Here is a 23699-nt window from a genome sequence, read left to right as displayed (position 1 = left end):
CAATGATTGGAGTTTTTCTGTATGGGCCCATGGCTCGATAGCATTACCGGGTGGCTGGCGGCCAATCCACAGTGGCTGGCTGTGGCGGTGTTCATTGTTGCCTTTGTGGAATGCCTGGCGATTGCAGGTTTGATCGTGCCGGGCACCGTGCTGCTGTTTGCCGTCGCCGTGCTGGCCGGCAGCGGCGCCCTGTCGCTGAGTGAAACCCTATTGCTGGGGTTCCTTGGCGGGATTCTCGGCGATGCCGTTTCATATTTCCTCGGCCGCCATTTCCATCAGAACATTCGGCGCCTGCCGGGGCTGCGGCATCATCCGGAATGGATGGCCGGCGCCGAGTCGTATTTCCAGCGCTACGGCATCGCCAGTCTGCTGGTTGGCCGCTTCATCGGCCCGTTGCGGCCGATGCTGCCGATGGTCGCCGGTATGTGCGACATGCCCTTTCCGCGTTTTGCCGCGGTCAGTCTGCTGGCCGCCGCCGGCTGGAGTCTGGCCTACCTGTTGCCGGGCTGGGCCACCGGCGCCGCCTTCCGCCTGCCATTGCCTGAAGGGTTCTGGCTGGAAGCCGGCATCGTTGCTGGCAGCATCGCCGCCATGATTGGTCTCAGCGTGAACAGCAGTCTGCGTCGCCACCGCCGGGCGACCATCTGGATCAGCAGCATGAGCCTGTTGATCCTGATTGGCCTGTTTATCGGCTATCCGTACCTGACAGCACTCGATCAAGGCGTGATGACGCTGGTGCAGGAACATCGCCAGCCGATGCTGGATGAAATTGCGGTCACGCTGACCCTGATCGGCGAGTTCCGCAACATGCTGCTGTTCAGCGTCCTGCTGACCGGTCTGTTGCTGCTGTGCCGGCAATGGCGTCAGGCGATCTTCGTTGGCGGCACGCTATTGGTGACCGCACTGGCCAACACCGGGACCAAATACTTTTTTGCCCGGGTGCGCCCGGAAGTGCTGACCGATCCACTGACCACCTACAGCATGCCCAGTGGCCATGCTTCAGGTTCGTTCGCACTGTTTCTGACGCTGGCGGTACTCGCCGGCCGTGGCCAGCCGCCACGCATGCGCCTGACCTGGCTGCTGATCGCCTGTATTCCGGCCCTTTCCATCGCCCTGTCGCGAGTTTATCTGGGGGCTCATTGGCCAACCGACGTCTTGGCCGGCGCCATGCTTGCCGCCGGTGTCTGCGCCGCTGCCCTGTGGCTGAGTCAGCGCAAAACCCCACTCAACTCCATGCCATTCAAAATCTGGTGGCTGATCCTGCCGGCGATGTTGGCGCTGTTCGGTTTCTTCGTCCTGCGACACTTGCCTCATACCCTGTTGCGTTACGCCTACTGAATCAGGCGATGCACAAGCCTTATTCCCTTCGCACTGCTCTTTTAGGAATTCTCCGACAAGAGCAGCGCTTTTCTCTTATTAAATTTTGCTCAACCGAGATAAAACTTCTTACTTGAAAACTTGCAACTTCCCACAATAAAAAACCAAAAGAATTGAAGTTACACATTAGATAAAAACCCGCTTAACTACGCCTTCCATAACTCGAAAAACCCGTTAGATTAAATCCACAACCTTTGAAACCCGCCGATACTTGCTCGCCATCCCAAGTGAGCCTGTTTGCACTTGCCTGCCTGCCAAACAACTCAACTTAGCGAGCGAGGGTTTCAATTCATCAACTGATTTCGAGTATTCCATGAGTCCGAAGATACCCCGCAAACCCGCCCCAGCCTCAACGCAACAACCTGAACCGGGCCCATTTGCGCCGCTGCGAACCGATCCTCCTTTTGCGGCAAGTGGACCATCCACCTTCCGCTTACCGGGTTTGCCGAGCAGCCATGATTCCGGCCAATTCGCGGGAGGCCAGCCGAGCATGGACACCACCCCGCCAGCGGTGGTCATCCAGGCCATGCCGACAGCACGCGCGCCCCATCATGCACGGGAGAACGGGCCGGACATCTACTGGCTGCGCGAGGATTTCCTGCGCGGGATGAACACGGCGGATGACGACGGTTTTCGCTGGATCGTCGGACGACAGTTTGTCGACGTCGAATATCAAGGAGGCGTGCGCACCACCCATGTCGGCCAGGATACCGCCGGGCAGTATCGCTGCAAATTGATCACCGAGCGCTCCGCATCCGGGCCGGCGCTTTACAGGAACGAGGGCCGACAAACCTGGCGCCTGACGGAACATCCGGCGCCCGCCATGCCCTCGACGAAACGACCTGCACTGCCCGCTGGCGATCAACCCGGTATCACGCCCGTCGCAAAACAGCCTCGGCCTGCCCACCTCGCGGCGCACCTGTACAGAGCGTCACTGCGCTCGCCGGACGCCCAAGGCTATTACGAACTGACTCCCACCTTCGGCGCGGACAGCATGGCCCCGCAGTTTGCCTTCAAGGATCACTCCGGTCGCTGGATCCCGGTCGATCCACCTGCCGGCGGTTTCGGCGCCCGGCCCACGCACCTGCAACACTGGACCGATCACCAGATCTGGCTGGCATACGGCATTCATGGCAAGGATCTCTTGCGTTTTCGTGCTGACGCCCAGGCCAGTGGCAAACGTCCGCAATGGGTTATCTCCCAGGCGACGCAGGACCCGTTCGTCGACTTGCTGCACGACGCCCTGCGCTGGCTGAATCCAGCCATGAACCTTGCGCAACGCAAGGCATTCCTGCAGTCCTACAACTTGCTGCCCAGCCAATTGACCCGCCTGCAACAGGATCTGAAGACCGAACTGAAAATGCCGCAATGGGCGCAGGCGCACAAACGCCTGGTCGACGACATCAACCATCCGCAACGTCTCGACCAACTGAGCCGCGACGCTGTCCAGGAACTCAACCTCAAGCGCGATGTGCGGCATGACTGGTACAGCCTCGAAAGCAGCATGACCGAGACAGTACGCGAAGCGCTCTTGAGCAAACTCGGCTATTTGCGCAACCAGCACAATTGCCTGTATCGCACGGATGTGCCGGCGCTGTTCCGTGGCGATGATCGCACACCGTTCGAACTCGCCAGTGACGGCTTCATGCTGCCGCGGTATCACCACGAGCGCGGAGCCACCACGCACAAACCGATGAGCGCCACCTTCAGTCTCAAGGAAGGAAAGATGTACGCGAGCGAGCCCGATCCTGAGTACTTGCGTTTCAGCCGGCAACTCAACAAGCACCCGGGGCGCGAAAGGTACGAGTCGTCCTCGGACAGCGATGCCAGCGGCAGTGATAGCGATAGCAGCAGCTCTTCCGGCTGGTCCAACCCTGACAGCCCGATTCCATGGGATCACGATCGCAAGTACCGGAGCATCCGTGAAAAGCAGAATGCAATGTTTCTGTACGTGCTGGACACCCGCAATCTGGAAGTGGTCCCCCATGAAGACAACATGAGTTTCAATTCAGCGGCCCGCAACACCTCCTCCACCTGGTTTCCCTCCGATGATTTCGAAGGACTGATCTCGGTCAGCCGCAGCGGACTGGACGCCGATCGCATCTGGTTGCTGCACTCGGACCTGTCCAAAGCCGTCAGGATCGATGACCTCAACGACCAGGCAGGCGCAAGCGCGGAGCGCATCGAAGGCGCCACCCATGCCGGACACCACAACACCTCTGAATACGACCGTTTGATCGACAACGTCGAGGCCGCTGGCAAGCCCGTAATCAGGCTGTCCGGCAACGGCAACGAATTCGCCTACGACATCACTTGGCCCGCACCGGCAACGTCGACAACGCAACATCAGTGACACGCCGGTAGGGACACCGGTCATGCGCTTTCATTAAAGGATTAATGACATGTCAAAACTTATCGCTCCGCCCGCACACATGGCCGACCAGAGCCTGATTCAGGTCACCGCCGTCAGTGCCTCGGCCAACCCCCATGCACCGCAGGCGGGCACGCTCAACAGCGCAATGCCAGCAGAGGATGCTGACGCCGCCTATCGACGCACGCTGAAATCCCTCGACAAACATTTCGGCCCCTTGCGCATCGGCGAGATCCTGACCAGTCGCGTGGAACTCCAGGCCTTGGGCGCGACCGTGCACGGCCAGCCCATCAGCCCGGCGAATGCCGGCATGCAGCGTGTCGATCAACACTTTCTCGATGGGCTCAATTTCGACGCAGACCGGGTGCAGGCACGTTTGCTGTCCGTGGACACCCCGGACAGCAATGTGGCAGCGATGCTGTTTTATGAAATTGCCTGCAAGCGCTCGGTCGATGCCGGGGCGCTGTTCGTCGCCGATACCACCATCGACCCCGGCAGCGCAGTGGATCGCCTGAATCAGTTGGGCAAGGCTGCGCAAAAACTGGATATCCATCGTGCCGACGCACTGGAAAATGCCCCGGGCTGGATCAGCAAAAACAAAAGCTACTTGATGAGCGGTGCCGGGGTCGGCATGCAAGCGTTCGGCATCTACAGCGGCTACAAGGCGATGATCGACGCGATCAAGCACGGTGACACCCTGGAAGCGTTTTTCCAGGGCGGCTCGATCGCCGCCGAATTCGGCTCGTTGATCATCGAACGCGGGCTGACCAAGACCGGTGAGGCCATGCTCAGAAATGGCGGCAACGCGCTGAAGTATTTCCCGCTGACGTCGGTGGGCAAATACATGAGCCGCGGTGCCGGGATGTTCGCCAGCGCCATCACCCTGCCCTTCGATATCGCCGATGCCATCAAGTCGTTCAACGCTGCCGCGGCGGCGCAGGGCAAAGCCGCCCAGGATCACTACGTCAGCGGTGGTCTGAGCGTTGCGGGAGCCGGCATCAGTCTGGTGCTGGGCGTCGCCGCCCTGGCCGGTTTCGGTAGCGTCGCCGGGCCGGTCGGGCTGGTCGCCGCCGGATTGCTCATCGCCGCCTCGATGATCTACCAGGCCGCCCGCGTGGTGGACGACATCGACGATTACATCGAACTGACCTTTGAAGAACGCCTGCGCTCCGGCTGGTTCGCCTTCACCAATAAGGAACTGGACAGTGACGTGCTCGATCGTTTCAAGCTCGCCAAGGGCTATCGCGACCACCAGCGCCAACTGGAGTTGTCGGCCCGGGACATGCTGGAGAACGCCTACAAGCACTCCATCGAACACGTGATCAACGGTGCCTTTCAGGTTGAATTGAAACCCGTTGAAATCTGGCGCTATCAATGGAATGAAAGCGCCGGCCAACAACCCTTCAAGCTCGACAACCAGGCCGTGGTTGTCGGCGGTGACGATGTGATCGATGCCGGCAAAGGCCTGCCCGCCAACCTCAAAGGCAAAGTGTCGGGCAGTGCCGGTGACGACAAAGGCATTTTCTGGCGCCTGGGTGATGGCAATGACCGGGTTATCGGGGTCGCGAACAAGCCCAATCTGTTTACCTATCGGGCGGATCACAAGGCTCTGACCGGGGGCGACCGCAACGATGCGTTCTATCAGGACATCACCGAGCAGGAATTGAACCTCATCAGTAAACCGGCGCACCTCAACGTGCTGGATGGCGGCGCAGGTTCCGACACCCTGGCCTTCGAAGGCAGCCGCCCGCTCAGCGACACCCGCCACATCGGTCACGACATCAACCTGCACAGCGGCAGGGTGGCGCTGCGCGGTCTGGATCCTGAGGTGAATGCCGTTGAAGTCGCGCAACTCACGTCGATCGAAAACGTCTCGACCCTGCGCAGGGGCACCAGCCGGGTCAGCGGCAACGACGAGGCCAATCAGATTTCCGCCAATGGCTACGACCGCATCAGCGCCGGTGCCGGCGACGACACGATTGCCCTCTACGGACGGGACTGCCGGGTAGAGGGCGGCAGTGGCGCAGATCGTTTTTACATCGCCAGCAGCAACGCCCGCACGACGATTGTCGAGGACGGTGAGGCGTCGAGCCTGATCGAGTTCGGCTGGCCGGCGGAAATCATCCAGCGCTGGCAGATCGTCGGCACTTCACTGGTGATCAGCTCATTGCGCGGCGAGGATGGCCACGACCCGGAACATGTACTGACCCTCGAAAACGTCTACCAATGGGTCGATGGCAAACGCCAGTTGAACAATGACCGATTCCGCTTCAAGACCCAGGATGGTTACGAGTTGCTGGTTCAACTACCCAGGCAGCCAGGTGAGGCGTCGCAGCAGGATATAACCCCAGTCGTGGTCGTCATTGGCCAACCCGCTGCCGCGCCACAGATCGTTAACGGCGGCATCGTCGAGATCGCCGAACAGGGCTTGAAGCAGCACTTCTTGGCTCGCACCGAGCGTCAGGTGGAATTTGTTGCCCAGCGCAACACCGCCGAAACCGCCCGCACGGTTTATCTGGAATTCGACAGCGCTGAAATCATCGATGTGCAAGTCAGTTATCAAGTGCAGGTGCGCAAAGGCGTTTCTGGCACGAGCCACTTGTACTACACGGACTTCACCCTGTCGGTCAGGCTGCCGTCAAAAGTCGTGATGTTCAAAGGCGTGATCCAGACCATCGCGGCGGCCACCGGTTACAGCGGCAGAAACAGCCTGAAAGTCACCACGCCACGCCTGCAGCAGAACGTGGTCCTGATTCTGCAGGACCAGGTTTCCTACCGGCTTCAGGTTCCCGTACTGAATTACGAGGACGATGCAAAAAATCCCGGCACCCGCGTACGCAGCACCCGCAGTTGCCTCAAGCAACGCAAGGGCAACTATCGATTTGTCAGACCATTGGCCAGCGTGAAACCGCTGATAACGGCAGAACCCAGCCGCATCACGATCGAAACGGGTTCGCACACCGGCATCTATGTGCTCGATGGTCAGAGTTCGACGTACGATGTTCATCTTGCCAGCAACACCATCATTCGCCTTTCGACGCCAGGCGCAGCGGCCAAAACCGCCGATGCTTCAACCTGGACGCTGTACACCCACACGCTGAAAGAAACAGTCACCCGCGACGACATCCAACTGGACGGCAACCGTCTGCGCATCGCCAGCGTCACCGTCGAACTGCCCGATATCGAAGATGACGCCCCGGTGGAATCCATCAACGTGGCCACGTCGGCCGGCAACATTTATGAAGTGTCGCTGTTGTTTGAAGTGCTGCAGCTTTACGTCATCGATGCACGTGGCTACGCCGATGTCGAAGCCCTGCTGGCCGAGATCAATGCCCATCAACAACGAAACGAACTGGCGGCCAGGGTTCATGTAACCCACATCGGCATCAACACCGGAACGATCGGCACGGTGGTTTACAACTCGGTCAGGAAACACTGGAGTCTGGCCAGCGCTCCACTGGTGCCAATCAACCTGCAAGACCTGGTCTTTCCAATCGACAAGACCTGACCCTCAACCACGTGCCCGTCTGGATCTGACGTCCACACGGGCACCCGCTCACTTCAGCCTACGGACAGGCTGACTGGCAAAAACGGAGTTTATTCATGCGCCAAAAACCGGGGCCTCGGCCTAAATCACCCACCGTCGACACCCCCGCCACCTCCACACCGCTACCCGCCGATCATTCAGCGAGCAGAGCGATATTTCCAGACCCCGAAAACATTCCGGGGCATCTACCGATCGATGTGCCCTCCTCACCCAAGCGACCGCGCCTGGAGGAACCCGGTAGCTCCCGAGCAAAAACCTCCCCTATCGAAGTGAGCGTCACACCGAGATTACCCACAGACACAGCGGATCTTTCGATGACGTCGCTGGAAGATTTCGCCCATCCGTATTTCGGCGATCTGCCAGTGCCGAATGAATCGGGCATCCGGCGTTATCTCGCCAAGGACTGGGTGGACGTGCAACTGCCCGGCACCGAAGGCCGACACCACGTTTGTGTTCAATACGATGCCGAGCTCAGGGCCTATCGCGTGATGTCCCTCTGGCGCCTGGCACCTGGCCCACCCATTTACCGGACCACGCAAGGCAATCTGTGGAGCCTGGATCGGCACCTCACCTTCCTGAACGTTGATGACTACACGTTTTCCGCGACACCGGATGCTGACGGTTACTACACCTTTCGCGCTCTCGGAACGACCGGCGATGACGCCATCCTCGGCTATGCCATCAAGGATCCGGAACACCACTGGATTGCCATTGATCCCGCGCAGGCAAAGCGCGACAGGATGGCTGATGCACCACTTGCACACTGGTCGGATCAGGACATCCAGCGCATGTACATTCTGGATGACAGCCGGGTTGCCGCCTTCCGCACGGAAGCACAAGCGGCCGGCAAGCCACCGGACTGGGCACTTCGCGCGCAGAACACCGAAGACCATTTATTTGTCGCTGATTCACTGAAGTGGCTGCATCCACACATGCCGTTCGCCCAGCGTCTGCAATTACAGCGCAGCTACAACCTGACCCAGGACCAACTGTGTCGGCTGCGCACAGAGTCGGGTGATGGTCAGATACCGCAATGGGCTGAACAGCACAAACGCCTGACGCTCGATGCGACCAATGAGCAGCGCTTCAAACTGATCGGCGAAGAGCTGGAAGACTACGTTCAGCAATTGCGCAGCCAAGGGCTGGCCCTCGACCATCACTGGCCCGCCACCCGCTACAGCGACGCCTTTCTAGCCGATTACGCGGCCCACCTCGGCTATCGGCGAACCCGCCACGACATGTTGTATCGCACCGACATTCCGGCGATGTTCCGCGGTGAAACCCGGTTGCCCTTCGAGTTGGCCAGGGATGGTCGAATGATGTACCGCAAAGGCAATCCCACTGGCACTACAAACAAGCGCGCGTTGAGTGCCACGTTCGGGCTGCATGATGCCACCGCCTACGCGGCAACCAAGGGCGGTTTCTATCACGAGTTGCATTACAACTCGCAGGCCAATCGCTTTCCCGGCGTGAACCCTCAAAGCTCCAAAGGTCGCACCGGCGAATCCTCCGATTCAGGCAGCAGTTCGGTATCGGAGGGTAAACGAACCGGCGACGAGGCTGACTCTGACAGCTCCTTCGTCTTCGATGACTCGAAAGGTTATGAATCCACGCGCCGCCAGCAAACCACGTCATTCGTCTACGCCATTGATACCCGGGGTCTGGAAGTGGTGCCGGGTGCGGAGAACAAGGCATTCAACCCCGCCAACGGCAAGTTCCTCTTCGACGACACGGAGGGGCATATCTCTACGCCCACGCGCGGCATCAGTGCCGAGCGGCTCTGGCTGGTGCGTTCAGACCTGACGAAAGCCGCCCGAGTCAACGATGTGCTGGCGCAGGCGGGTGACCGCGTCGCTGCCATCGAACAGGCGACCTGGGCGGGAACCGACAGTCGCGCTGCCTTTGGCGTCAGCGCCTATGACAGCCTGATCGATGAAATCGCCGGTTCTGGCGGCGTGATTCTTGATCTGCCCAAAGGCGACAAGACGTTCGCCGACGACATTGTCTGGCCGGTACCCGAACATTACCGAACCTGAAAAAAGGCGCCATTCACCCAAACTTGAATGGCGCCTTTTCATTGACTAGCGGCTGGGCGCTATTTGATAACCTTGATCACAAATATTGCAGGTTTGTGATTGAAGGCGTTATGCCCCGTTTTGTTAGGATCGACGTCGAGGAATGTGCTCATTCCGCTGCTTATGTGACGATACAAGGGCTTGTCATCAGGTTCGCGGATCAACTCGAGATAGGCAGGACCGGCTTCGATATGACTGAAGGAGGCCTTTGAAGCACCCGACGTGCTGATTGAAAAGTACTGCTCTGGCGCACTGGTACTGGCCAACAGATTATGAGTCTTGTCCTCCATGAATAACCGCGCACCATCGAATGTTCCCGCGAGTACAAGGCTGATGGCATATTCGTCACCCTTGGGGACAAACTTCAACAGCAGTGGTGTGTCGTCTTCATGGTCAGCCAACGTTATGAAACTGCAGACACGCGCATCTGCCAGCCCCACTTCGGCATCCAGTTTCTCGCTCCTGGTTATCCGCAGGTTACGCAGAGCCTGTTGCAGACGTTGTTGATTAAGTACCACTGGCCGGCCATCCAGATAAAGATGCGCAGTGAATGTTTGATTGTTTATTTTTGCTATAGCCATGGGATTAACCACCTGTAAACAAACCGCCGTCGATTAACCGAAACGGCAGGCAATACTGAAAAGGGAAATATTCAAACAGTGGCGGTCACCACGGTAGTGGCAGTGGCCGACATCCGTGGAACTTCGCCGACAGGGGCCTTTTCAGATTTTCGTTTACGCCGGGCTATCACCATCCGGTCGGCATAAGTGGATGCCGCGTCAATCACGTGGCTAACGTTATGATCCGTCTCGGCATGTTTCAAAATATACTTGCCGGCAATATCATCCCAAAACGCCCATTCATCTTCATAGACAGTCATGCTTTCATCCTTATTTTTATTCAAGTTAACCGCTTCCTGCGGGCAACTTGAAATTAAGACAAAGACAAAAGCAAAACAATGCTGGCAGGTGCCATGAGTTAATTCAAAGTGCAACTAGGCGAACAATTCACCTTGGAGTTCGTCGAGCAATGCCTGGATCGCATCGAGCCGCTGCTGGGGATCATCGAGCTGTAACAGATCGATCTTGTCCTCTTCGGCGAACGGCAGCAGATAGGCCAGTTGATTGGCCAGCGATTGCTGGCCCAGCGCATCGGTGCCCATGTCCAGCGCCTCCACCATCGGGTGCTCGGCCAGTGCCTTGAGCAGCGCCACCAGGTCGGCGTCTTCGTCCTGTAACGGTTGCTCGGGTTCGTCATCCAGCCAGTCGACATCGGCGAGGATCAACTGATCGCGCTGTACCTCGGTACGCAACACTGTGAACCGCCGTCCGCCCTGAACACGAATACCCAGCAAACCGTTGTCCTGCTGCTGAAAGTCGGTGATATGCGCTTCGCAGCCAACCAGAGCAAAACCCTCTGGGGCTACGCCGACTTCGTGACCGTCGAGAATGCATACCACGCCGAAACCGCCGCCCTGTTTCATGCAGCGGCCGATCATGTCCAGATAGCGCGCCTCAAAGATCTGCAAGTCGAGGTTGCAGCCGGGAAACAGCACTGTGTTCAGCGGGAAAAGCGGCAGATTCATAGACATTTCCTTACACCACCATCGACACCGCCAACGGCAGGAACACCGCCGTGGCCACACCCATCAGACTCATTGCCAGCGCCGCAAAGGCACCGCACTCATCGCCTTCCTGCAACGCCACCGAGGTGCCGACCGCATGCGCGGTCATGCCCAGCGCCATGCCGCGCGCTTCGGGGCTGTGTACACCAAGTCGAGTCAGCAGCGCCGGGCCGAAAATGGCACCGATGACCCCGGTGATCAGCACGAACACCGCTGCCAGCGCCGCCACACCGCCAATCTGCTCCGCCACCAGCATGGCAATCGGCGAGGTTACTGACTTCGGCGCCATGGTCATCAGGATCATGTGCTCGGCACCGAACCACCAGCCCAGCAACACACCCATGCCTGTGGCGACCACGCCGCCTATCACCAGCGTAGTAAAAATCGGCCAGAACAATTGGCGAATGCGCCGCAGGTTGAGATACAGCGGCACCGCCAGTGCCACGGTCGCCGGGCCGAGCAGAATGCTGAGGATCTCGGTGCTCTTGCGATATTCGGCGTAGGTCAGGCCGCAGCCGACCAGCACACCGATCACCAACAGCATGGAGACCAGCACCGGTTGCAGAAAGATCCAGCGAGTTTTCTCGAACGCCGCCAGCACCAGTTGATAGGCGCCGAGGGTGATGCCGATGCCGAACAGCGGATGATGAATGACCGAAGCCCAGGCGCCCTGCCAGTCGAAAAGCATCAGGACTCCTCCGACGTGGCTGCGTGCCGTTTGACCAGGCGCTGCATCAGCACCCCGGCGAACGCCATCGACAGCACCAGCGACAGCACCAGCGCACCGACAATTGCCCAGAAATCCGCAGCAATCGCCGTGGCGTAGACCATCACGCCCACGGCTGGCGGCACCAGCAGCAAGGGCAGATAACGCAGCAGGTTGCCCGCCGCGAGGTTCAGCGGCTCGCCGACTTCACCGCGAATGATCAGGAAGACCAGCAACAGCAGCAGACCGATGATCGGCCCCGGCAGCACCGGCAACAGCAAATGATTGAGCGCCGTGCCAAGCAGTTGAAACAGCACCAGCAGGGTCAGGCCACGTAGCAACATCCGACATCTCCGTCTTACTTTTCGCCCAGCAGAGGCTCGGCATTATAAGCACGCCTGCGCTATGGATCGGCATTCGCCAAAAGCATGGTCGGTTGACCGGAGCAAATCGCCATGATGATCTACAGTGGTTCGCAGGGCGGTCAAATCCCCCACCTGAAAAACTATAAAACCGATGAACCCAAGGAGAGTCTCAATGCCCTATGTTCCCGTTGCAGAGCTCAAAGATTATGTCGGCAAGGAACTCGGACGTTCCGAATGGCTCACCATCGATCAGGAACGCATCAACCTGTTCGCCGAAGCCACCGGTGATTATCAGTTCATTCACGTCGACCCGGTCAAAGCCGCGCAAACGCCATTTGGCAGCACCATTGCCCACGGTTTCCTGTCGTTGTCGCTGATCCCGAAATTGATGGAAGACATCCTGATCCTGCCGCAAGGCGTGAAGATGGTGGTCAACTATGGGCTGGACAGTGTGCGTTTCATCCAGCCAGTGAAGGTCAATTCCAAGGTCCGCCTGAAGGTCGATCTGGGCGAAGTGACCGAGAAAAAACCCGGCCAGTGGCTGCTCAAAGCCACCGCGACACTGGAGATAGAAGGCTCGGACAAACCGGCCTACATCGCCGAGCCGCTGTCGCTCTGCTTTGTCTGATGGTTCTGGATGCGAAGCAGCGCACGCTGTTTCGCGTCAACACTGTTTTTACCGGCTGCATTAGGTCACATAGCTGCGGCATACTCGGTCGCCTAATTGCCCGGATCCCGCTATGCGCTCACTTGCTCGTCTTGCACCCCTTGCCTTGACCCTGATGCTCACCGCGTGCGGCGACGGCGAATCGCTGCTGCCCCCGGATGCGCGCCTGCCCGACGGTGGACGCTATCGTGGTGAACTGGTCGATGGCTTGCTGCAAGGTCAGGGCCGCGTCGACTACCCCAACGGCAGCTGGTATGCCGGGCAGTTCGACAAGGGGCAGTGGCATGGTCAGGGCGAATGGCATGGCAGCAACGGCGAAGTCTATCGCGGCCAGTTCCAGCAAGGTCTGTTCGACGGTCAAGGCAGCCTGACCACCAACGCCAACAGCTACACCGGTGGCTTCAAACAGGGACGCCGCGATGGCGAAGGCACCCTGAAAGAAAATGCCATGACCTACCGTGGCGAATTCAAGGTAGACCAATATTCCGGGCTCGGCCGTCTGGAAATGGACGACGGCAGCTCCTATCAAGGCCAGTTCGCTCACGGTAAACCCAACGGTGAAGGCCAGCGCGGCGATGCCAGCGGCAACTCGTTCAGCGGACATTTCGTCAACGGTCAGCTGGAAGGCAACGGTACGTTCAACAGCGCTGACGGTGACATCTACGTCGGCGGCTTCAAGAACAATCAACTGCACGGCAAAGGTCGCTACGAAAACGCCGACGGCGATGTCTGGCTCGGCCAGTTCAAGGAAGGCGCGCTGACCGGCAAGGGCGAACTGATCGGCGCTGACGGCAGCCATTACATCGGCACGTTCAGCGACTGGCGCTTCAGCGGTCAGGGCCGTTTGAACCTGCCTGATGGCAGCTTCTACATCGGCGGCTTCGACAACGATAGCTACGCCGGACGCGGCACCCTGGTGCTCACCGATGGCAGCGTGATGAGCGGCACCTGGATCAACGGCCAGCGCGTGCGCGACGCTGACGGCAAGTTGCTGCCCGATACGCTCGAACTCGGTTTGCTCGCTCAGGGCCGCTTGCTCGATGACGCGCTGGCCGCTATTCCCGCGTCGACCCCGGCAGTCGAGTTGTACACCCTGACCCTCGGCGGCGACGGCAAGCAAAGCGTGTTCCTGCGCGAATCCGACTACGTCGCCAACATGCTCAACACGCGCTTCGGTGCTTATGGCCAGATCCGTCTGGTCAACCATCGCGACCACCTCGGCGACCGGCCGATGGCCACCCGCGAGAACCTGCGTCGCGCCGCGCAAACCCTTGCCGAACGCAGTGGCCCGGAAGACTTGCTGTTCATCTACCTGACCAGCCACGGCACCGCCGAACACGAACTGGTCCTCGACCAGCCGCGCATGGAACTGGCCGACCTGCCCGCCGATGAACTCGCCGCCGTGCTGGCGCCGCTGAAAAATCGCGACAAGATCATCGTGATTTCGTCGTGCTACTCCGGCGGTTTCATTCCGGCGCTGAAAGACGAACGCACGCTGATCATGACCGCCTCGCGCGCTGACCGGGTGTCCTTCGGCTGCTCGGAAGAAGCCAACTTCACCTACTTCGGCGATGCGCTGTTCGCCCAGGCCCTGAACCAGACCGATGATCTGGAGCAAGCCTTCAAACTGGCCAAGGCCACCGTCGCCGAGCGTGAACTGGCGGATAATTTCGAAGCCTCGGAGCCGCAGATCTGGGCGCCGAAAACCGTGCTGTCGCACTGGCAACTGCTGCGCAAACAGCAAGCCAGGAAAGCGTTGCAAAGTGCTGCGTTGAACGACGGAGCGACAAAGAGCAACTAAGCTGAACAGTATCAAGGGAGAGACACTATGTACTTGACGCCTCAGCACGTATTGCTTGCCGGAGCCACCGGTTTGACCGGTGAACATCTACTCGACCGTTTGCTCAACGAGCCAACGATTTCACGCGTGCTCGCCCCTTCACGTCGGCCATTGGCCGAGCATCCGCATCTGGAAAACCCGGTGGGCGATCCGCAGGCGTTTCTCCCGCAGCTCAGTGGCCGCGTCGATATCGCTTATTGCTGCCTCGGCACCACAATCAAGCAGGCCGGCTCGGAAGCGGCGTTTCGCGCGGTGGATCTGGACATGGTGGTGGCGTTCGCCAAACGCGCACGGGAGATGGGCGCGCGGCACCTGATCGTCATCAGTGCGATCGGCGCCGATCCGAAATCCTCGGTTTTCTACAACCGGGTCAAAGGCGAAATGGAGCAGGCCTTGCGTGCGCAGAACTGGCCGCAACTGACTATTTGCCGGCCTTCATTATTGCTGGGTGAAAGGACTGAACCGCGTCTGGCCGAGCAATTGGCCGGGCCGTTGTCGAAGCTGATTCCGGGTAAATACCGGGGCATCGAAGCGTGCCAATTGGCGCGGGCCATGTGGCGCCTGGCGCTGGAAGAGCAGGACGGGGTACGGGTGATCGAGTCGGATGAGCTGCGCAAGCTAGGCAAATAATCTGTAGCGTCTGGAAGAAAGCCTGCTCGCGAATGGAGTGCGCAGCACTCCCCTACAATCCACCAGTCGCCTGAAAGCTCACGCCTATCACCGTCAGTAATGACAACGGCAACAAAAGCGTATCAAGCAACGCACTCGCCGGCAGATCCACCCCCGGATAACTCGGCGCCTCAGCCCCGAACCGGTCCATCGCGCAACACCCGCCATTCAACGCATACAAATCCAGCCGCGTCCCGGAGTACACCACCGGCGCGCCCGGTTTGGCAGCGTCGAGGGTGCGCGCAGTGGCGCAACCAGCCAGTTGCAGCGCCAGCAAAATCGCCAGCAGCTTATTCATCGCTGCTCAGATGATGCTCGCCCCAACGCGGCAGCATGTCCTGGGGAATACCAAGCAGATTGAGGATCCGCGCCACGACGAAATCGATCAAATCATCGATGGTCTGCGGCTGGTGATAGAAACCCGGCGAGGCCGGCAGAATCGTCACGCCCATGTTCGACAGTTTGAGCATGTGCTCCAGATGAATGCTCGAATACGGCGCTTCGCGCGGCACCAGGATCAATTGGCGACGCTCTTTCAAAGTGACATCAGCCGCGCGTTCGATCAGATTATTGCAGGCGCCCGTGGCAATTGCCGACAGCGTGCCCGTGGAGCAAGGCACCACCACCATCGCCGCCGGAGCGCCCGAACCCGAAGCCACCGGTGACATCCAGTCTTCCTTGCCGTAAACGCGGATCTGCCCGGCGGCGGCTCCGGTGTATTCGGTCAGGAAGGCCTGCATCATCTGCGGCTTGGGCGGCAGCGTGACATCAGTCTCGGTGGCCATCACCAGTTGCGCAGCCTTGGAGATCAGGAAGTGCACCTCGCGATCTTCCCGCACCAGGCAATCGAGCAGGCGCAAGCCGTACTGCGCGCCAGACGCGCCGGTCATCGCCAGCGTGATGCGTTCCGGGCCGCCGTGCTGGGAAAGAGTGTTCATTTCAGCGCCTCGGCGAGTTTTCCGTGCAGGCCGCCGAAGCCGCCGTTGCTCATGATCACCACATGCGTGCCGGGTTGCGCCTGGCTCTTCACGCGTTCGATGATGCCCTCCAGCGAATCGCTGACAATCGACGGCACCGTGCACAGCGCGGCGGTGCCGGCCAGATCCCAGCCAAGGTTGGCCGGGGCGTACCAGATCACTTGATCGGCATCGACCACGCTGTCGGGCAGACCGTCACGATGCGCGCCGAGTTTCATCGAGTTGGAGCGCGGCTCGATGATCGCGATCAGCGGCGCGTCGCCAATGCGCTTGCGCAAGCCGTCGAGAGTGGTGGCAATCGCAGTCGGATGATGAGCGAAGTCGTCGTAGATGGTAATGCCGCGCACTTCGGCGACTTTCTCCATGCGGCGTTTGACGTTCTTGAATGCGCTCAACCCGGCAATGCCCATCGATGGCACCACGCCAACATGCCGCGCCGCCGCCAGAGCAGCCAAGGCGTTGGCGACGTTGTGCTGACCGGTCAGCTCCCACTCGACGGTGCCTTGCGACACGCCTTCGAACATCACTTCGAACGCCGAGCCGTCTTCGCTCAGCAGTTTGACCTGCCACTGTCCGCCGGCACCGGTGGTCTGCACCGGTGTCCAGCAGCCCATTTCGATCACCCGCTGCAAGGCCGGCTCGGTAGTCGGATGAATGACCAGGCCTTCGCTTGGAATGGTCCGCACCAAATGGTGGAATTGCCGCTCGATAGCCGGCAGATCCGGGAAGATGTCGGCGTGATCGAACTCAAGGTTATTGAGGATCGCGGTGCGCGGGCGGTAGTGGACGAATTTCGAGCGCTTGTCGAAGAAGGCGCTGTCGTACTCATCGGCTTCGATCACAAAGAACGGCGTGCCGCCCAGGCGAGCAGACACCGAGAAGTTCTGCGGCACGCCGCCGATCAGAAAGCCCGGACTCATGCCGGCGTGTTCCAGGACCCAGGCGAGCATGCTGCTGGTGGTGGTCTTGCCGTGCGTACCGGCAACCGCCAATACCCAGCGACCTTGCAGCACATGGTCAGCCAGCCATTGCGGGCCGGACACATACGGCAGGCCTTTGTTCAGGACATATTCCACCGCCGGATTGCCGCGGGACATGGCGTTGCCGATCACCACCAGATCCGGTGCCGGATCGAGTTGCGCCGGGTCGTAACCCTGCGTCAGCTGAATGCCCTGGGCTTCCAGCTGCGTGCTCATCGGCGGATAGACGTTGGCGTCGGAGCCGGTGACGTGATGGCCCAGCTCTTTGGCCAACACCGCCATCGAACCCATGAAAGTCCCGCAGATACCCAGAATATGAATGTGCATAGTCGACCTCGTAAAACATGGCCGCAGGTTAGCGTAGGGAGGGGGAAATCGCACTCTTTAGGTGAGGGGCGGGACTGGTTGGGCCTGGCATTTTCGCTCGACTGTAGATTGCGGCCCCTCACCCCAGCCCTCTCCCGAGGGAGAGGGAGCCGATCTCGGTCGCTTTCAAATCCCGAGTTAGGCTCAATATTTCAGGTCGGCGTAAATCGCCAAAGCACTTCGATCAGTCACCTCTTCCTCTGGGAGAGGGAGCCGATCTCGGTCGCATTCAAATCCTGAGTTCGGCTCGATAACTCAGGTCGGCGTAAATCGCCAAAACACCGCGGTCAGTCCCCTCGCCCCCGGGAGAGGGAGCCGATCTCGGTCGCTTTCAAATCCTGAGTTAGGCTCAATATTTCAGGTCGGCGTAAATCGCCAAAACACCGCGGTCAGTCCCCTCGCCCCCGGGAGAGGGAGCCGATCTCGGTCGCTTTCAAATCCTGAGTTAGGCTCGATATTTCAGGTCGGCGTAAATCGCCAAAACACCGCGGTCAGTCCCCTCGCCCCCGGGAGAGGGAGGCGATCTCGGTCGCTTTCAAATCCTGAGTTAGGCTCGATATTTCAGGTCGGCGTAAATCGCCAAAACACCGCGGTCAGTCCCCTCGCCCCCGGGAGAGGGAGCCGATCTCGGTCGCTTTCAAATCCTGAGTTCGGCTCGATATTTCAGGTCGGCGTAAATCAGTAGAGCGACCCGGTCAATCCCCTCTCCCTCTGGGAGAGGGCTAGGGTGAGGGCCTTCTAACTGACACGACGCTCAATGCCATGCTTACGCAGTTTTCTATAGAGCGTATTACGGCTGACCCCAAGCTGTTCCGCTGTATGCGTCATGTGCCACCGCGTCTGCTCCAGCGTTTTAAGCAGCGCAATCCGCTCGGCGTCTTCCAGGGGATGTTCAGACGAATCAGGCTGCAAAATCGGCACCCGCCCCTGCCGAATCATCACCGGCAAATCCTCCAGCCCGATCCGCCCTTCATCACACAACGCCGCCAACGTGCGCAGCACATTGCGCAACTGGCGCACGTTGCCCGGCCAGTTGAAGGCCAGCAACGCCTGACGCGCCGACTCGTTGATCAGGATCGTTTCTCCACCCGCCTCCTCGGCCAACAGGAAATCCAGCAACTGCGATTTATCACTGCGCTCGCGGAGTGCCGGCAGTGCCACTTCCAGCCCGTTGAGCCGGTAATACAAATCCTCGCGGAAGCTGCCGTCCGCAACCCGCTCCAGCAAATTGCGGTGGGTGGCGCTGATGATCCGCACATTGACCGACTCCGGCTCGCCGCCAATCGGCACCACTTGCCGGTCTTCAAGCACCCGCAACAACCGGGTCTGCAAGGCCAGCGGCATATCGCCGATTTCATCGAGGAACAACGTACCGCCATCGGCCTGCTGCAACTTGCCGCGCATGCCATCCTTGCGCGCGCCGGTGAAGCTGCCGCCGCGATAGCCGAACAGTTCGCTTTCAATCAGGCTCTCAGGAATCGCCGCGCAATTGAGCGCGACGAAGGCTTTGTTCGATCGCTGGCTGGCCTGGTGCACAGCCTTGGCGAAGGCTTCCTTGCCGGAGCCGGTTTCGCCATTGATCAACAACGGCACATCTCGCTCGAAGACGCGCAGCGCTTTGCGGAAGTCTGCCTGCAAGGCCTCATCACCGAGACAAATGCCCGACAAGCGCGCGGGTGCCGGAATGACCGGTGCAGGCATGATCGGCGTCGGCCTGCGCGATTCGCCGCGCAACACGGCAAACAGATGCCGACCGTCGCGGGTGCGCAACGGCCAACTGGCGCTGGCATGGGCACTGGCGCGGCCAAGCAATTCATCCAGCGAACAATCGAAAAACGCCTCGACCGGTTTGCCCAGCAAGCCACCGCGAATATGCCCGAGCAGGTTCAGCGCACTCTGGTTGACCGCACTGATCCGCCCTTCGCCGTCAAACGCCAGCAGCCCTTCGCTGAACAAACCGACCGATTCTGCCTGCAAGTGGAAACGCAGCAACCATTGGTTATCGAAACAACGCAGGAAGTAGCAACTCTCGATCATCTTCGCCGAGAGGTTGACCAGCGCCATGGTGTGAAACTGGCTTTGCCGCGAGACATCGTGGCGCGCCGAGGACACGTCGAGTACCGCGAGCAGTTCGCCATGCGGGTCGAACACCGGACTGGCCGAGCAGGTCAGGCCGGTGTGACGGCCGCGAAAATGCTCGTCTTGATGAATGGTCAGCGCCTGCCGCTCGACCAGGCAGGTGCCGATGCCGTTGGTGCCTTCGCAGGCTTCGCTCCAGTCAGCGCCGAGCCAGAGGCCGGCACGTTCGAAAATCTTGCGTTCGGCCGGCGCGGTGACGCAGTTGAGGATCACCCCGCGAGCATCGGTCAGCAGCACCGCGTGGCCGGCGCCGGAGAGTTGTTGATGCAGGCTGCTCATTTCATTGCCGGCGATCTGCAACACTTGCTGCAGACGTTCGCGGCTCTCCAGCACACGGCCGTGCTCAAGTACCGTCGGCGCCATGCTCAGCGCCGGGTCGAGGTGATAGTCCTCCAGACAGCGCAGCCAGGAACGGGCAATCGACGGGTCGGCACCGGGCCCGTGCAGATGCGGTTTGCCCTGGGTCACGGTGAGAACCTGTCGGGCATGGCGACTCAAATGGTTGTCGTGCATTTCTTATTGTTCTCCCCGGGGTTCGACGGCCCAATGCTGAGGTGACGCCCAGCATCCTCCAGCCATCGACGCATTGCAATGCTGGCAAGACTGCCCGGTCACTGGCTGTGCCAAAAGCGGTACAAACTGTCACCCCCTCTGTACCGAAACCATCACAGGCGCGATCCACTCGTCCGACAAAAATCACGCAAGGCCTTGATCTACCTGCCCTGCACGGCAGTGGCCCGACCTTTGCTCTACGCTTATAGCAAGCGCACTTGCGCGTTTCTCTAATAAGTACAAAGCCAAGGAGAACATCATCATGCGTTACGCTCACCCCGGTACTGAAGGCGCCAAAGTCTCGTTCAAGAGCAAGTACGGTAACTACATCGGCGGCGAGTTCGTCGCGCCTGTCAAAGGTCAGTACTTCACCAACACCTCGCCAGTGAATGGCCAACCGATTGCCGAATTCCCCCGCTCCACTGCCGAAGACATCGACAAGGCACTGGACGCCGCCCACGCCGCTGCCGATGCGTGGGGCGCGACCTCCGTGCAGGCGCGCTCGCTGATCCTGCTGAAAATCGCCGACCGCATCGAAGCGAACCTCGAACTGCTGGCGATCACCGAAACCTGGGACAACGGCAAAGCCATCCGCGAAACCCTCAACGCCGACATCCCGCTGGCCGCCGACCATTTCCGCTACTTCGCCGGGTGCCTGCGCGCCCAGGAAGGCAGCGCTGCCGAAATCGACGGCAACACCGTGGCTTATCACATCCATGAACCGCTGGGCGTGGTCGGCCAGATCATCCCGTGGAACTTCCCGCTGTTGATGGCTGCCTGGAAACTCGCTCCGGCACTGGCTGCCGGTAACTGCGTGGTGCTCAAGCCTGCCGAGCAAACCCCGCTGGGCATCTGTGTACTGATGGAGTTGATCGGCGATCTGCTGCCGCCGGGCGTGCTCAACGTGGTGCAAGGGTTCGGCAAAGAGGCCGGCGAAGCCCTGGCCACCAGCAAGCGCATCGCCAAGATTGCGTTCACCGGCTCGACCCCGGTCGGCTCGCACATCATGAAGTGCGCGGCCGAGAACATCATTCCGTCCACCGTGGAACTGGGCGGCAAATCGCCGAACATCTTCTTCGAAGACATCATGCAGGCCGAACCGAGCTTCATCGAAAAAGCCGCTGAAGGTCTGGTACTGGCGTTTTTCAACCAGGGCGAAGTGTGCACCTGCCCTTCCCGCGCGCTGGTGCAGGAATCGATCTACGACGAATTCATGCAAGCAGTGATGAAGAAAGTCAGCCAGATCAAGCGTGGCGACCCACTGGACACCGACACCATGGTTGGCGCGCAGGCGTCCGAGCAGCAATTCGACAAGATCCTGTCGTACCTGGAAATCGCCAAGGGCGAAGGTGCCGAGCTGTTGACCGGCGGCAAGGTGGAAAAACTCGAGGGCAGTCTCGCAACCGGCTACTACATCCAGCCGACCCTGCTCAAGGGCACCAACAAGATGCGCGTGTTCCAGGAAGAAATCTTCGGCCCGGTGGTCAGCATCACCACCTTCAAGGACGAAGCCGAAGCCCTGGCAATTGCCAACGACACCGAGTTCGGCCTCGGCGCCGGGCTGTGGACTCGCGACATCAACCGCGCCTACCGCATGGGCCGCGCGATCAAGGCCGGTCGCGTGTGGACCAACTGCTACCACCTGTATCCGGCGCATGCCGCGTTCGGCGGGTACAAGAAATCCGGCGTTGGTCGTGAAACCCACAAGATGATGCTCGACCACTATCAGCAGACCAAAAACCTGCTGGTGAGCTACGACATCAATCCGTTGGGGTTCTTCTAAACCTGCAGCACTGATCGTTCCCACGCTCTGCGTGGGAATGCAGCCGGGACGCTCCGCGTCCCACCAAAGCCGAACGCAGAGCGTTCGTTGAGGCATCCCCACGCAGAGCGTGGGGACGATCATGCTACCCACCGGCAAAAAAGCCGGGCCAATAAAACAATAAGAACGGTGAAACCTATGCCTAGCGAATCCCCGGCTGGCGCTCCGGCGACCGGCGCCTCCGTCGACTTTGAAAAAGTCGGATCGGATTACTTTCAACAACGCGAACTGAAAAAAGGTGCTGCCGGCTGGGTACTGCTGGTGGGGCTGGGCGTGGCCTACGTGATTTCCGGTGACTATGCCGGCTGGAACTTCGGCCTCGCTCAGGGTGGCTGGGGCGGCATGTTCCTGGCGACGCTGCTGATGGCCACCATGTACCTGTGCATGTGCTTTTCTCTGGCCGAGTTGTCTTCGATGATCCCCACCGCCGGCGGTGGCTACGGTTTTGCGCGCAGTGCATTCGGGCCTTGGGGCGGGTTTCTCACCGGCACCGCGATTCTCATCGAATACGCCATTGCCCCTGCGGCTATCGCGGTGTTCATCGGTGCCTACTGCGAATCGCTGTTCGGCATCGGCGGCTGGATGATTTATCTGGCGTTCTACATCATTTTCATTGCCATCCATATTTTCGGGGTCGGCGAAGCGCTCAAGCTGATGTTTGTCATCACCGCCATCGCCGCGCTAGCGCTGGGGGTGTTCCTGGTGGCGATGGTGCCGCACTTCGATGTCGCCAACCTGCTCGATATTCCGGTGTCTGCTGCGGCGGGCGCCAGTCCGTTTCTGCCATTTGGCTATGTCGGCGTCTGGGCGGCAATTCCCTATGCGATCTGGTTCTTCCTTGCCGTTGAAGGCGTGCCGCTGGCCGCCGAGGAAACCAAGAACCCTAAACGTGACCTGCCGCGCGGCTTGATCGGCGCCATGTTGGTGCTGCTCATGTTTGCCCTGTTGATTCTGATCGTCGGCCCCGGCGGTGCGGGCGCCAACTCGCTGCTGACCTCCGGCAACCCGTTGGTTGAAGCGTTGAGCAAAGCCTATGGTGGCTCGACCTGGATGGGCAGCTTCGTCAATCTTGTGGGCCTGGCCGGGTTGATCGCCAGTTTCTTCTCGATCATCTATGCCTACTCGCGACAGATTTTCGCCTTGTCGCGTGCAGGCTACCTGCCGCGAAAACTCTCCGAGACCAACAAAAGCAAGGCGCCAGTGCTGGCCCTGATCATTCCAGGGATCATCGGTTTTGGTCTGTCACTGACCGGCCAGGGCGACCTGCTGATTCTGGTAGCGGTGTTCGGCGCGACCATTTCCTACGTGCTGATGATGGCGGCGCATATCACGCTGCGCATCCGCCGCCCCAAAATGGATCGGCCGTACCGCACGCCTGGCGGCATTTTCACCTCCGGTGTGGCGCTGGTGCTGGCTTGCATCGCCGTGATTGCGGGGTTCCTGGTTGACCCACGGGTCGTGATCGGCGCCGCTATCATCTATGGAGTGTTAATTGCTTACTTTGCTTTCTACAGTCGACATCACTTGGTAGCAGGTACGCCGGAAGAAGAATTCGCGGCGATTCAGAACGCTGAAAAAGCCCTGCACTGACTGCCGAAAACCACGGCGCGGGTCTGACCTGC

Annotated in this window: 18 protein-coding genes; 9 read left to right on the top strand and 9 right to left on the bottom strand. The window is 59.9% G+C overall.

The window, feature by feature from the left end; translation table 11 throughout:
* Positions 1-21: 21 nt before the first annotated feature.
* From QZR14_RS07915 to QZR14_RS07900, 4 genes are all read left to right on the top strand, one after another.
* The gene (locus QZR14_RS07915; protein ID WP_311996275.1) at positions 22-1338 is read left to right on the top strand and encodes a bifunctional DedA family/phosphatase PAP2 family protein; all 1317 of its coding nucleotides are present in this window, start codon (positions 22-24) and stop codon (positions 1336-1338) included.
* Positions 1339-1867: 529 nt separating this feature from the next.
* On the top strand, positions 1868-3730 hold the full coding sequence (locus QZR14_RS07910; protein WP_311996274.1) for a hypothetical protein: 1863 nt from the start codon (positions 1868-1870) through the stop codon (positions 3728-3730).
* A gap of 49 nt (positions 3731-3779) precedes the next feature.
* The gene (locus QZR14_RS07905; RefSeq protein ID WP_311996273.1) at positions 3780-7256 is read left to right on the top strand and encodes a calcium-binding protein; all 3477 of its coding nucleotides are present in this window, start codon (positions 3780-3782) and stop codon (positions 7254-7256) included.
* 353 nt (positions 7257-7609) lie between these two features.
* Complete coding sequence (locus QZR14_RS07900; protein ID WP_311996272.1) at positions 7610-9331, top strand: hypothetical protein; 1722 nt, start codon at positions 7610-7612, stop codon at positions 9329-9331.
* Positions 9332-9390: 59 nt separating this feature from the next.
* On the opposite strand, the gene QZR14_RS07895 is transcribed toward QZR14_RS07900, so the two are convergent.
* The 5 genes from QZR14_RS07895 to QZR14_RS07875 form a co-directional block, all read right to left on the bottom strand.
* Entirely contained in the window at positions 9391-9951 is a 561-nt protein-coding gene (locus QZR14_RS07895) for a hypothetical protein (RefSeq protein ID WP_250607747.1), read from the bottom strand.
* Between the two features lie 71 nt (positions 9952-10022).
* Positions 10023-10250 carry a hypothetical protein gene (locus QZR14_RS07890; protein WP_311996271.1) on the bottom strand — a complete coding sequence of 76 codons (228 nt, stop codon included), beginning with the start codon at positions 10248-10250 and terminating at the stop codon, positions 10023-10025.
* A gap of 114 nt (positions 10251-10364) precedes the next feature.
* Entirely contained in the window at positions 10365-10955 is a 591-nt protein-coding gene (locus QZR14_RS07885; protein WP_311996270.1) for an LON peptidase substrate-binding domain-containing protein, read from the bottom strand.
* A 10-nt stretch (positions 10956-10965) separates the two neighbouring features.
* On the bottom strand, positions 10966-11682 hold the full coding sequence (locus QZR14_RS07880) for an LrgB family protein (protein ID WP_311996269.1): 717 nt from the start codon (positions 11680-11682) through the stop codon (positions 10966-10968).
* Complete coding sequence (locus QZR14_RS07875) at positions 11682-12044, bottom strand: CidA/LrgA family protein (RefSeq protein ID WP_311996268.1); 363 nt, start codon at positions 12042-12044, stop codon at positions 11682-11684. Before QZR14_RS07875 ends, QZR14_RS07880 begins: the two co-directional genes overlap by 1 nt.
* Positions 12045-12237: 193 nt before the next feature.
* On the opposite strand from QZR14_RS07875, the gene QZR14_RS07870 reads away from it, so the two are divergent.
* The 3 genes from QZR14_RS07870 (at position 12238) to QZR14_RS07860 (ending at position 15202) form a co-directional block, all read left to right on the top strand.
* A complete protein-coding gene (locus QZR14_RS07870; protein ID WP_007909575.1) occupies positions 12238-12693 on the top strand; it encodes a MaoC family dehydratase in 456 nt (151 codons plus the stop codon).
* Positions 12694-12805: 112 nt separating this feature from the next.
* The gene (locus QZR14_RS07865; RefSeq protein ID WP_311996267.1) at positions 12806-14533 is read left to right on the top strand and encodes a C13 family peptidase; all 1728 of its coding nucleotides are present in this window, start codon (positions 12806-12808) and stop codon (positions 14531-14533) included.
* A 27-nt stretch (positions 14534-14560) separates the two neighbouring features.
* Positions 14561-15202, top strand: a complete 642-nt coding sequence (locus QZR14_RS07860) for an oxidoreductase (protein ID WP_311996266.1) — start codon at positions 14561-14563, stop codon at positions 15200-15202.
* A gap of 52 nt (positions 15203-15254) precedes the next feature.
* On the opposite strand, the gene QZR14_RS07855 is transcribed toward QZR14_RS07860, so the two are convergent.
* The 4 genes from QZR14_RS07855 to QZR14_RS07840 form a co-directional block, all read right to left on the bottom strand.
* Complete coding sequence (locus tag QZR14_RS07855; RefSeq protein ID WP_311996265.1) at positions 15255-15539, bottom strand: YceK/YidQ family lipoprotein; 285 nt, start codon at positions 15537-15539, stop codon at positions 15255-15257.
* Complete coding sequence (gene ubiX / locus QZR14_RS07850; protein WP_128613637.1) at positions 15532-16179, bottom strand: flavin prenyltransferase UbiX; 648 nt, start codon at positions 16177-16179, stop codon at positions 15532-15534. Before ubiX ends, QZR14_RS07855 begins: the two co-directional genes overlap by 8 nt.
* Entirely contained in the window at positions 16176-17525 is a 1350-nt protein-coding gene (mpl, locus tag QZR14_RS07845; RefSeq protein WP_250607731.1) for a UDP-N-acetylmuramate:L-alanyl-gamma-D-glutamyl-meso-diaminopimelate ligase, read from the bottom strand. The genes ubiX and mpl overlap by 4 nt, the downstream gene beginning before the upstream one ends.
* 777 nt (positions 17526-18302) lie before the next feature.
* Complete coding sequence (locus QZR14_RS07840; RefSeq protein WP_250608127.1) at positions 18303-20216, bottom strand: sigma-54-dependent Fis family transcriptional regulator; 1914 nt, start codon at positions 20214-20216, stop codon at positions 18303-18305.
* A gap of 301 nt (positions 20217-20517) precedes the next feature.
* Between QZR14_RS07840 and exaC the strand changes: the two genes are divergently transcribed.
* Together exaC and eat are read left to right on the top strand one after the other, a co-directional pair.
* Positions 20518-22038: an acetaldehyde dehydrogenase ExaC gene (exaC, locus tag QZR14_RS07835; RefSeq protein ID WP_250608125.1), complete on the top strand. Its 1521-nt coding sequence runs from the start codon at positions 20518-20520 to the stop codon at positions 22036-22038.
* Between the two features lie 177 nt (positions 22039-22215).
* Complete coding sequence (eat, locus tag QZR14_RS07830; protein WP_311996264.1) at positions 22216-23667, top strand: ethanolamine permease; 1452 nt, start codon at positions 22216-22218, stop codon at positions 23665-23667.
* Positions 23668-23699: the final 32 nt, after the last annotated feature.

Origin of the sequence: Pseudomonas sp. rhizo66, from assembly GCF_031931925.1 — a bacterium.
Classification (GTDB): domain Bacteria; phylum Pseudomonadota; class Gammaproteobacteria; order Pseudomonadales; family Pseudomonadaceae; genus Aquipseudomonas.
This window is presented reverse-complemented; position numbering and strand designations above follow the sequence as displayed.

What these genes read in the sequence shown, in the direction of transcription:
- QZR14_RS07885 (WP_311996270.1), bottom strand. Translation starts at nt 10,955, where the DNA reads ATGAATCTGCCGCTTTTCCCGCTGAACACAGTGCTGTTTCCCGGCTGC.
- QZR14_RS07855 (WP_311996265.1), bottom strand. Translation starts at nt 15,539, where the DNA reads ATGAATAAGCTGCTGGCGATTTTGCTGGCGCTGCAACTGGCTGGTTGC.
- QZR14_RS07865 (WP_311996267.1), top strand. Translation starts at nt 12,806, where the DNA reads ATGCGCTCACTTGCTCGTCTTGCACCCCTTGCCTTGACCCTGATGCTC.
- QZR14_RS07905 (WP_311996273.1), top strand. Translation starts at nt 3,780, where the DNA reads ATGTCAAAACTTATCGCTCCGCCCGCACACATGGCCGACCAGAGCCTG.
- QZR14_RS07870 (WP_007909575.1), top strand. Translation starts at nt 12,238, where the DNA reads ATGCCCTATGTTCCCGTTGCAGAGCTCAAAGATTATGTCGGCAAGGAA.
- QZR14_RS07915 (WP_311996275.1), top strand. Translation starts at nt 22, where the DNA reads ATGGGCCCATGGCTCGATAGCATTACCGGGTGGCTGGCGGCCAATCCA.
- QZR14_RS07895 (WP_250607747.1), bottom strand. Translation starts at nt 9,951, where the DNA reads ATGGCTATAGCAAAAATAAACAATCAAACATTCACTGCGCATCTTTAT.
- QZR14_RS07860 (WP_311996266.1), top strand. Translation starts at nt 14,561, where the DNA reads ATGTACTTGACGCCTCAGCACGTATTGCTTGCCGGAGCCACCGGTTTG.
- QZR14_RS07910 (WP_311996274.1), top strand. Translation starts at nt 1,868, where the DNA reads ATGGACACCACCCCGCCAGCGGTGGTCATCCAGGCCATGCCGACAGCA.
- QZR14_RS07900 (WP_311996272.1), top strand. Translation starts at nt 7,610, where the DNA reads ATGACGTCGCTGGAAGATTTCGCCCATCCGTATTTCGGCGATCTGCCA.
- eat (WP_311996264.1), top strand. Translation starts at nt 22,216, where the DNA reads ATGCCTAGCGAATCCCCGGCTGGCGCTCCGGCGACCGGCGCCTCCGTC.
- QZR14_RS07840 (WP_250608127.1), bottom strand. Translation starts at nt 20,216, where the DNA reads ATGCACGACAACCATTTGAGTCGCCATGCCCGACAGGTTCTCACCGTG.
- QZR14_RS07875 (WP_311996268.1), bottom strand. Translation starts at nt 12,044, where the DNA reads ATGTTGCTACGTGGCCTGACCCTGCTGGTGCTGTTTCAACTGCTTGGC.
- exaC (WP_250608125.1), top strand. Translation starts at nt 20,518, where the DNA reads ATGCGTTACGCTCACCCCGGTACTGAAGGCGCCAAAGTCTCGTTCAAG.
- QZR14_RS07890 (WP_311996271.1), bottom strand. Translation starts at nt 10,250, where the DNA reads ATGACTGTCTATGAAGATGAATGGGCGTTTTGGGATGATATTGCCGGC.
- ubiX (WP_128613637.1), bottom strand. Translation starts at nt 16,179, where the DNA reads ATGAACACTCTTTCCCAGCACGGCGGCCCGGAACGCATCACGCTGGCG.
- QZR14_RS07880 (WP_311996269.1), bottom strand. Translation starts at nt 11,682, where the DNA reads ATGCTTTTCGACTGGCAGGGCGCCTGGGCTTCGGTCATTCATCATCCG.
- mpl (WP_250607731.1), bottom strand. Translation starts at nt 17,525, where the DNA reads ATGCACATTCATATTCTGGGTATCTGCGGGACTTTCATGGGTTCGATG.